Source organism: Streptomyces sp. NPDC006197 (assembly GCF_040613865.1).
In the GTDB taxonomy this organism is placed as follows: domain Bacteria; phylum Actinomycetota; class Actinomycetes; order Streptomycetales; family Streptomycetaceae; genus Streptomyces.
Map to the genome: position 1 here is coordinate 21,327 of NZ_JBEXSZ010000096.1, position 9,378 is coordinate 30,704.

The following is a 9,378-nucleotide window of genomic DNA, read 5'->3' on the forward strand; positions in this document are numbered from 1 at the left end:
GGTGCGGTGACGGGCCCGCGCATGTCGGGCGTGTCGGTGGGACAGGGAAAGGTTCCCGTCCAAAGGATGGTGGCGGTCGCACCATCGGCCGCGACCGGACGACGTACGCCAGAGCGAAATGGACATGGTGTGACCGGAAGACACAGGCGGCACCGGGGTCTCGGTGCTGCGGGACTGGCGGCAGCCCTCATCTGGGGATGCGCCACTGCCGGGAACGCCCGGCCCTCCGACGCGACCCCCGGCGGCTTCGAGCGGGCGGCCGGGCAAGCGGCGGCGGAATTCGGTGTGCCCAAGGAAGTGCTCCTCGGCGTCAGCTACGAGTCCTCGTGGTGGGAGGCCAACGAAGGCCGCCCGAGCACCAAGGGCGGTTACGGTCCGATGCACCTGACGGACACGACGTCCGGGGGAACCTACGCTCATCGCCCGGGCGAAGGGCCGGTGGACGCCACGGGCACCGACGACCCGTCCGAACACACTCTGCAGGCTGCCGCCGCGATGATCGGCGTCGCGCCCGAGACCCTCAAGCGGGACGAACTGCAGAACCTTCGAGGCGGCGCCGCCCTGCTCGCCTCGTACCAACGGCGGATCACCCGTCAGATGCCGCTCGACCCGGGTGGCTGGTACGGGGCTGTGGCACGCTACAGCCAGGCCCCCGACACCACCGCCGCCGGACGGTTCGCCGACGGCGTCTTCGAAGCGATCCGCGGCGGCAGGCACAGGGTGCGCAAGGACGGCCAGAGCGTGTCGTTGCCGAAGACGCCGTCCATCCGTCCGACGAGGTCACAGCTCGCGTCCCTGGGGCTGCGGACGCAGGCCGCGGCGGCGGTGCCGGAGTGCCCGAGCCGGCTGCACTGCCGGTTCGCCCCCGCTGCCGCCTCGAACTACCAGGTGTCCTCGCGGAACGCGAACGGCATGGACATCGGCTTCATCGTCATTCATGACCTCGAAGGGTCGTACGACGGGGGAGTCAGCTGGTTCCAGGACCCCGCCAGCGGGGTCTCCGCGCACTACGTGATGAAGGCCGACGGCAGTGCGGCGACGCAGATGGTGGCCACCAAGGACATCGCGTTCCACGCCGGAAACTACTGGTTGAACCTGCACGGCGTCGGCATCGAGCTGGAGGGATACGCCGCCCAGGGGCCGACCTGGTTCACTCCGGCTCAGTACGAGGCGACCGCCGCGCTGGTGGTCTACCTGGCACGGCGCTTCGACGTCCCCCTGGACCGCAAGCACATCATCGGGCACGACAACGTCCTTCCGCCGAGGCCGGCCCGCGCGCCGGACGCACACTGGGATCCCGGCCCCTATTGGGACTGGGAGAAGTTCATGGCCCTCGTCGGCGCCGAGGCCCTTGAGGAGGGCGGGGCCGTCGGCATCGGACAGGCGGTCACCATCGCCCCGAAGTACAAGGAGAACGCGCAGAGGGTGACGGTGTGCGCCCCGACGTGCCGCACCCAGACACAGCCTTCGAACTTCCTCTACGTCCGCACGGAGCCCCGCGCCGACGCCCCGCTCGTCTCCGACCTCGCCCTCCGTCCGGACGGCTCGGCGGGAACCGAGCACATCGACGACTGGGGATCCACCGCGATGTGGGGACAGGAATTCGTGGTCGCCGATGTGCGAGGGGACTGGACGGCCATCTGGTTCGGCGGGCGGAAGGGATGGATCCACAACCCGGCGGGCGTGAACACCCGCCCCGCCCCGAACGCGCGGATCGTCCGTCCCGCGAGCGGGGCGAAGTCGGTCTCCGTCTACACGACGGCCTACCCTCGCGCCGACGACTACCCCCAGGGACTGCCCGCGTCGGCGCAGACGCGGTTCACCATGTACGCGTTCCCACAGGGGCAGGCGTACGTGGCCGCCGGCGCACCGTTCGACGCCGACGACTTCTTCCCCGCCACCCCCTCGCGTCGGGAGGTCGTGGTCTCCGGTGACCAGCAGTACGACGTGATCCAGTACAACCGACGCCTGGCCACCGTGAACACCGCGGAGACGGCCCGATAACCGCGGAGACGGCCCGATAACCGTGGAGCCGGCCGGTGGTCCGGAGCCGGCCCCGGCAGAACCCCGGCACACGAGCCGCCGCCGCGAACGGGGGCATGGCAAAGCCCCTCGCTATGGAAGCGAAGCCGACAGTTTCCTATAGGTCATAGGTAGATCTAGGATTGTCGTAGGCATAGTGAGAGTAGGTGATGGTTGTGGTGCGGGCAGGACTGAACCCGGAGCGGCTGACGCTCGCAGGTGCGGACCTCGCCGACGAAGTCGGTTTCGGCGAGGTCACCCTGTCCGCGCTCGCCCGGCGTTTCGACGTGAAACCCGCGAGCCTGTACGCGCATGTGAAGAACTCCCACGAGCTCAAGACCCGGATCGCGCTGCTCGCCCTGGAGGAACTCGCCGACCGGGTCGCCGACGCGGTGGCCGGGCGGGCGGGCAAAGACGCCCTGACGGCCTTCGCGAACGCCTACCGGGACTACGCCCGAGCGCACCCGGGCCGCTACGAGGCGGCCCGGTACCGGCTCGATCCGCAGACCGCCATGGCCAGCGCCGGCGTCCGGCACGCGCAGATGACGCGGGCGCTCCTTCGCGGCTACGACCTGCCCGAGCCGGACCAGACGCACGCGGTCCGCATGCTGGGCAGCGTCTTCCACGGCTATGCCTCCCTTGAGGCGGCTGGAGCGTTCGACCACACGGACGTCGCCGCGCAGCAGTCCTGGGCCTGGACCCTTGACCGCCTCGACACCGCGTTGCGGACCGGCGCCGCGCCCTGACCGAGCCGCGTCACCGGCATCGGCCGCACGCGCGCACCGTCCTGACAGCCCCACCCCCAGAAGCGCGGAGACCTGAGGCCATGAGCACCGGCCGGAACCTGATCACCACCCCCCTCACCGCCGACTTCCTGCGCGGACACCTCGACGTGGAAGTGACGGCCCACGGTCTGTTGCCACACCGACTGCCCGCCCGGGCGCGCCGTCAGATCCCCGATGACCGGCTGGCCGTCGCAGAGGCCCAACCCTCCGGTGTCCGGCTGGCCTTCCGCACGAGCGCCACCATCATCGACTTGGACACCCTGCCCACCAAGCGGGTCTACGCCGGCTTCCCGCCCCCGCCCGACGGCGTGTACGACCTCCGGGTCGACGGCCTGCTCACCGCCCAGGCCACCGTGCCCGGCGGGAACCTGCGCACCATCACCGACATGCAGACCCAGACCGCGCACCTCACCCCGGGCCCGGCCGGTACGGCCCACTTCACCGACCTCCCCGCCGGCGAGAAGAACATCGAGATCTGGCTCCCGCACGCGGAGATCACCGAGGTCATCGCCCTGAGGACCAACGCCCCCGTCACCCCGGCCCCCGACACGGGGCGCCGAGTGTGGCTGCACCACGGCAGCTCCATCAGCCACGGATCCAACGCCGTCTTCCCCAGCACCATCTGGCCCGCCCTGGCCGCCTCCGCGGGCGACGTGGAGCTGGTCAACCTCGGATTCGGCGGCAGCGCACTGGCCGACCCGTTCACCGCACGCGCGATGCGCGACACCCCCGCAGACCTGATCAGCGTCAAGCTCGGCATCAACATCGTCAACACCGACGCCATGCGCCTGCGCGCCTTCACCCCCGCCGTCCACGGCTTCCTCGACACCATCAGGGAGGGCCACCCCACGACCCCCCTGCTGCTGATCTCACCGATCCTCTGTCCGACCCACGAGAACACCCCCGGACCGCTCATGCCGGACCTCTCCAGCGGAACCCTGAAGTACAAGGCCACCGGCGATCCGGCCGAAACCGCCGCCGGACGGCTGACGCTCACGATCATCCGCGACGTCCTGGCCGACATCGTCGAGCAGCGGTCCGCCGAAGACCCCCACCTCCACTACCTCGACGGACTCGACCTCTACGGCGACACCGACCACGACCAGTTCCCGCTGCCGGACGCGCTCCACCCCAGCCCCGAAGGCCACCAGCGCATTGCCGAGAACTTCGCGAAACTCGCCTTCGCGGACAACGGTCCCTTCGCCGCCACGTGCTGAGCTGGTCACTCTGGCGCCGCAGACGCCAGGCGACAGCCCGCCACTGCTACTACCAACGGCGACTCCACTCGTTGGTGGGGCACTCGGCCAAGGCCACCACCGGCTCCCCACCCGCCCACTACACTCCCGACGACGCCCCTGCCCAGGCCAGACAGCAAAACGCTGCTGGAGTACTGGGCCCCTCAGCCGACGGGCGCGGTCGGTTCACCGGAGCCGCGTCGCGTCGGGCGTTCCGTCGGCTTCCGTTGACGCGGTCGTCGAGACGGTCGACAGCCCAGATGGCCCGCAGCCCTGGAGCACTCCTCATCACAGGGCGCGGGAACTCGGGTTCCTCCACCCAGAGCGCCTTCAGGCCCTCATGCTGTTCTCCGCGGCAGCCCACGAACCGGTCTCTCCGCCGGCAGGTGCGGCCCTCCTGATCGGCATGTCGAGCGACGCGGGCCATGTTCTGCCCGCCGCTGATGGGCCGGCTCCCGGCCCGCCTCCCGGGGACGACGGACTTCAGGGCACCGGCTGCGTGCAGGCCGTCGAGCGAGGAGGTCCTGCGGCAGGCGGAAGCGGAGAGAACGCGCTGCGCGGGTGCGGGGTGTGGAGCAAGACTGTCACGTGGCGCGGAATCGTCCTTCCTCGACCTCGGTGACCAGCCCCCTGTCGACCAACCGGTTCAGGTGCTGTGCTGCGGTCCGCCGCTCCACCGGGCGGACGTGGGGGCCTTCGACATGCGGCCGGTAGACCAGCCCGCGCTCGGCGATCTCCCCGACGGTCCGCGGTTCGCCGAGGTACGTCAGGAGGATCTCGTCCCGCTTCTCCACCACCCCGACGAAGGCGTCGAGCCGCCGGCCGAACTCCGTGCTGCCCTCGACCACACCCTTCTGGTGGGCCGTGCCGTACCAGCGGGCGTCGATCTCCCGGCATCGCCGCATGGATGCCTCGAAGTCCGGGAGGCTGCTGCCGACGTCGCCGTAGAAGGGGCCGAACGAGGTCAGGTCGATGTCCGCCACGAACAGGAAGCCGTCCGGCTCGATCAGGAAACCGCTGTGGCCCGCGGTGTGGCCGGGAAGGTGCACGACCGTCACGGTGCGTCCACCGAGGTCGAACACGGTTCCGTCGGTGAAGCCCGTCGCGTCGGGGCGATCGTGGACGTGGAACCGCTCGCGCAGCATCGTCTCCGTCTGCTCCGTGACGTCCGGCGGGAAACCGTAGCCGGCGGCCATGGCCTTGCGAGATCGCAGGGCGGCGAGATCCTTCTCGTGGGTGTGGACGGGCACGTCGTATCGTCCGAGACCCGCGACGTGGTCCTCGTGCGCATGGCTCACGAGGACCAGGTCCGCGGGGGGCGCGGACTCCACGAGCGTCAGCGACGGGTCGATGACCAGCGTCTCGGCGGTGCCGCGCACGAGGAGGGAGTTGGCGTACGGGTAGGCGCCTCGCTCGGCGCCGACCAGTACGGTGACTCCGCCGTACTCCGCTTCCGTGTATCCCGGCGTGAGCAAGGTCGGCACTCCTTCGGCCGCGAGTGTCGCGGCGGTCGGCTCGGTTAGGTGACCGCCCCGATCGACTGCATCGAGCCAGGGCGGTTGCGAGGGCGACCGTCACATGGAGGGCGCCGGGGCGAGTTCCCGCTTGAGTATCTTGCCGGTCGCCGTCATGGGCAGGGTCTTTCGGAACTCGACGAGACGGGGGTACTTGTGCCCCGCCATGTTCTGTCGGCACCAGGCCACGATGTCCGCCTCCGTGACCGTGGATCCGGCTTTGCGGAGGACGAAGGCCTTGACCTCCTCACCGTGGCTGGGATGGGGGACTCCGACGACGGCGGCGAGGCTGATGTCGGGGTGCGTGTGCAGGACCTCCTCCACCTCACGCGGGTACACGTTGAAGCCGCCCCGGATGATCAGATCCTTCGAGCGGTCGACGATGTAGAGGTAGCCCTCGGCGTCGAGCCGACCGATGTCGCCGGTGCGGAACCAGCCCTGGGAGTCGATCGCCTCCGCCGTCGCTTCGGGGCGGTCGAGGTAGCCCTTCATGATGTTGTGGCCCCGGATGTGGACCTCGCCAGGCTCGTCGGAGTCGGCCTCGGTACCGTCGCGACGGGTGACCCTGATCTCCACGCCCCACACCGGCAGGCCGGTCGAGCCGGGCTTGCGCGGGCGGTCGACACGGTTGAACGTGGCGAGAGGGCTGGTCTCGGACAGGCCGTAGCCCTCCAGGACCGGGACGCCGAAGCGCTCCTCGAATCCCTTCAGCACCTCCAGTGCCAGAGCCGAGCCACCAGAGACGCAGATTCGCAGGTTCGCCGCGATGGCGGCCACGTCGAACCGCTCGATCTCCCCGAACGCCAGCAGCGCCCAGTACATCGTCGGGACCCCGGCGAAGAACGTGACGCCCTCCCGCTCCAGGAGCTCCAGGGCCGTCGCCGCTTCGAATCGTGGCATCAGCACCAGGGTGGCGCCGGTGGCGAAACCCGCGTTCATCTGGACCGTCTGACCGAACGAGTGGAACAGCGGCAGCGCCAGCAGATGCACGTCATGCGGTGCCGTCCCGAACAGGCGGTTCGCCAGCAGAGCGTTCTGGACCATGTTGCTGTGGGTCAGCTCGGCGCCCTTGGGCTTCCCCGTCGTCCCGCTGGTGTAGAGCACGACCGCCGTGTCGGTCTCGCGGGTCGGAACCGAGTCGAAGACACCCGGCAGACCGCGGGTGAGGTCCGTAAGGGTCGCCACCCCGCTCCGCGCAGTCTCACCGGAGGGGGCCGCGGTGAGCAGGACGAAGTGTTCACAGCCTGGAGTCGACTCGAACGCGGCAAGGCCCGCCGTCGCCATCGGAAGCTGCTCCGTTCCCTCGAAGCAGAGGTACGCCTTCGCGCCGGAGTCCCGCAGGTGGTACGCGATCTCCCGTTCGGTGAGCAGGACGTTCAGGGGTACGACCGTCGCCCCGGTTTTGAGGATGCCGAAGTACGTGATGGGGAAGTGGAGCACATTGGGGCAGCTGAGGGCGACCCGGTCGCCCGGGCCGATACCGCGCGCCGCGAGTGCCGCTGCGACCCGGTTCGCCTCGGTGTCGACCTGCGCGTACGTCAGCCGTGTGTCGCCGAGGACCACGGCGTCCCGCTCGGGCAGTTCGCGTGCGGTGTGTTCCAGCAGTACAGCCAGATTGAGCATGGTGGATCTCCGGTAATGGGCCGGGGGCTTCTCGGGAGCGGTCCCCGAGAAGCCCCGGGAAGGGCGGTCAGCCGCGCAGTGCGGAGGCGAAGATCTTCGGCAGCGCGGTCCAGCGGGGCGCTGCGGCGAAGTCCGCGAGGAGGCGGCCCGTCGTGGCGGCGGTGCGGTTGCTGACGAACCAGGGGGGCTTGGGGGACATGACCAGCTGCCCGTGCAGTATCGCCCGAGGTGCCGGCCTGAACGGTCCTCGTACGACTGTGCGTTCAGGCCCGTCGAGCAGCAGCGCGTTGTGCACGACGCCGATGCCGCTCTGCACGTCGTCGAGGGTGTGGCCGGGGTAGGCGCCCCAGGTGGCGGTCGCGGTGAGATAACCGACACCGGTCCAGGCGTTCAACGCGACGGTTCCGTAGCGAAGTTCGGCGATGGCCTCGTCGAGCACGGAGCCCAGGACGGCGATCGTCCCGGGGTGCGCGATCAGGTTGACGCCGAGGGTGCCGGCGAAATCCTCGTTCACGGTGCGGATGGCCGAGTCCAGGAACTGTCGTGCCGAGCCGGGAAGCTCGAGGACGGCGAGGACCGGACCGAAGTACTCGGCTTCCAAGGCAGGGCCGGGGTCGGCAGGGTCGATGTCCTTGATCAGCACCCGACCCGCGCCGATGCTCTCCGCGTCGGCGTACGTCTTTAGGGCCTTTGCTACGCGCTGGTCACTGCCCGGGTAGTAGGCGGGGCGGACCGGGGCGTCGGACAGCGCCGCACGCAGATGGGCCAGGAACCGGTCCTTCTGCTCCCAGTCACTGCTGACCACGACGACCTGACTGGCCACGCAGTTGTAGCCGCCGTTGTGCAGCTTCTGGGTGGCGATGTGCTCGGCCTGGTAGCGCAGGTCCGCCTCGGACCAGGTACCCGGGAGCACGATCGTCGGCGAGACCCCGCCCAGTTCGCTGGTGACCGGCTTGTCCAGGAGCGGCTTCCCGGCCTTCTTGCGGGCGGCGCCCTCCTCGCCCGTGCCGAAGACGATCGCGTCGTGCGTCGCGGCGCTGCCGGTCATGTGGACATGGCCGACCTTCGGGTGGTGCACGAGGTAGGTGCCGACGCCGGCGCCGCCCGTCAGGATCCGTACCGCGCCGAGGTCGATCAGCGGCGCCAGGACCCGGCTGAAGACGTCGAACAGGCCGTCGGTGACGGGGTTCAGCTTCAGGGCCACCACACGGTTGTTCGCGTACAGCTCGTACAGCACGTCGAGGACCGGGATCGAGGTGATGTTGCCCGCGCCGAGCACCACCCCGACGCCGCCGGTCTCGGCCGGGCGGCGCTGGCCCAGGCCCGCCCGGCTGCGGACGGTCTCCTTCGTGACGCCCGGCGGCATCCAGACCTCGGCGCTGAAGCCGTTCAGCAGGAGCTGGTCCCAGATGCTGTGCGGCAGGACACGGACCGAGACCCGCCCGCCGGGCGCCTGGCCGAAGGAGAACCCGTCGACGGGGCTGCGGCTCTCTTCCAGAGCTCCGACGCTCGCGGCGAGGGAGCCGAGAGAGGTGAGAACGGGATAGGGGCCGGTGATCCACTCCTCGCCGATCAGCGGGCTGTCCTCCGGCAGCCGCTTGTACGCGACGGCCGCGCGCACCCACGCCTCCGCCTGCCCGGCGGTGGCCGCGTGCACCCGCTCCAGGAGCTCGCGCCGCTCCGCCAAGCCGCAGGCGGCCCAGGCCGCCTCGCCGCGGACCAGGTCCTCGACGGCCTGGTCGATCGTCCACACCTGCTCGGTGGTCGGCTGGGACGCGGTCATCACACGGCTCCCTTGACGAGGTCGGCCGCCTTCTCCGCGGCCATGATCGTGGGCGCGTTGGTGTTTCCGCGCGGAACCGACGGGAAGACCGAGGCGTCGACGACCCGCAGGCCCGCCACGTCGTACACGCGCAGCTCGGGGTCGACCACCGCGCCGATGGCGCAGGTCGACGTCGGGTGGAACAGGGTCTGCCCGGACCGTCGCGCCCAGTCGAGGACGTCCGCCTCGGAGTCCGAGGCCGGCACGTCGAACGGCTCCGTGACCAGGTCGGCCACGGCCGACTGCCCGGCGATGTCCAGGGCGATCCGGACGCCCGCGACGATCGCGTCCCGGTCCTCGGCCGTCGTCAGGTAGTTGTGCACGATCCGGGGTGCGGCGTCCGGGCGCGGCGAGCGCAGGGTCACCGCGCCGCGGCT

The 9,378-nt window shown here is 70.3% G+C and carries 7 protein-coding genes; 3 read left to right on the forward strand and 4 right to left on the reverse strand.

Annotated features, from left to right (window positions below; all coding sequences use genetic code 11):
- The first annotated feature begins 285 nt into the window (after positions 1 to 285).
- The 3 genes from ABZ318_RS26325 (at position 286) to ABZ318_RS26335 (ending at position 4,024) form a co-directional block, all read left to right on the forward strand.
- Positions 286 to 2,004: a peptidoglycan recognition family protein gene (locus ABZ318_RS26325; RefSeq protein WP_356904938.1), complete on the forward strand. Its 1,719-nt coding sequence runs from the start codon at positions 286 to 288 to the stop codon at positions 2,002 to 2,004.
- 194 nt (positions 2,005 to 2,198) lie between these two features.
- Positions 2,199 to 2,768, forward strand: a complete 570-nt coding sequence (locus tag ABZ318_RS26330; RefSeq protein ID WP_356904946.1) for a WHG domain-containing protein — start codon at positions 2,199 to 2,201, stop codon at positions 2,766 to 2,768.
- A gap of 80 nt (positions 2,769 to 2,848) precedes the next feature.
- A complete protein-coding gene (locus tag ABZ318_RS26335; RefSeq protein WP_356904939.1) occupies positions 2,849 to 4,024 on the forward strand; it encodes a GDSL-type esterase/lipase family protein in 1,176 nt (391 codons plus the stop codon).
- A 602-nt stretch (positions 4,025 to 4,626) separates the two neighbouring features.
- Here the strand turns inward: ABZ318_RS26335 and ABZ318_RS26340 are convergent.
- The 4 genes from ABZ318_RS26340 to ABZ318_RS26355 form a co-directional block, all read right to left on the reverse strand.
- The gene (locus ABZ318_RS26340; RefSeq protein ID WP_356904940.1) at positions 4,627 to 5,517 is read right to left on the reverse strand and encodes an MBL fold metallo-hydrolase; all 891 of its coding nucleotides are present in this window, start codon (positions 5,515 to 5,517) and stop codon (positions 4,627 to 4,629) included.
- 99 nt (positions 5,518 to 5,616) lie between these two features.
- The gene (locus ABZ318_RS26345; RefSeq protein WP_356904941.1) at positions 5,617 to 7,179 is read right to left on the reverse strand and encodes a long-chain fatty acid--CoA ligase; all 1,563 of its coding nucleotides are present in this window, start codon (positions 7,177 to 7,179) and stop codon (positions 5,617 to 5,619) included.
- 67 nt (positions 7,180 to 7,246) lie between these two features.
- Positions 7,247 to 8,962, reverse strand: coding sequence for an aldehyde dehydrogenase family protein (locus tag ABZ318_RS26350; protein ID WP_356904942.1), 1,716 nt, complete (start codon positions 8,960 to 8,962; stop codon positions 7,247 to 7,249).
- Positions 8,962 to 9,378: GMC oxidoreductase (locus ABZ318_RS26355; protein ID WP_356904943.1), on the reverse strand; the 417-nt coding region annotated here is incomplete at its 5' end. The genes ABZ318_RS26350 and ABZ318_RS26355, both read right to left, overlap by 1 nt.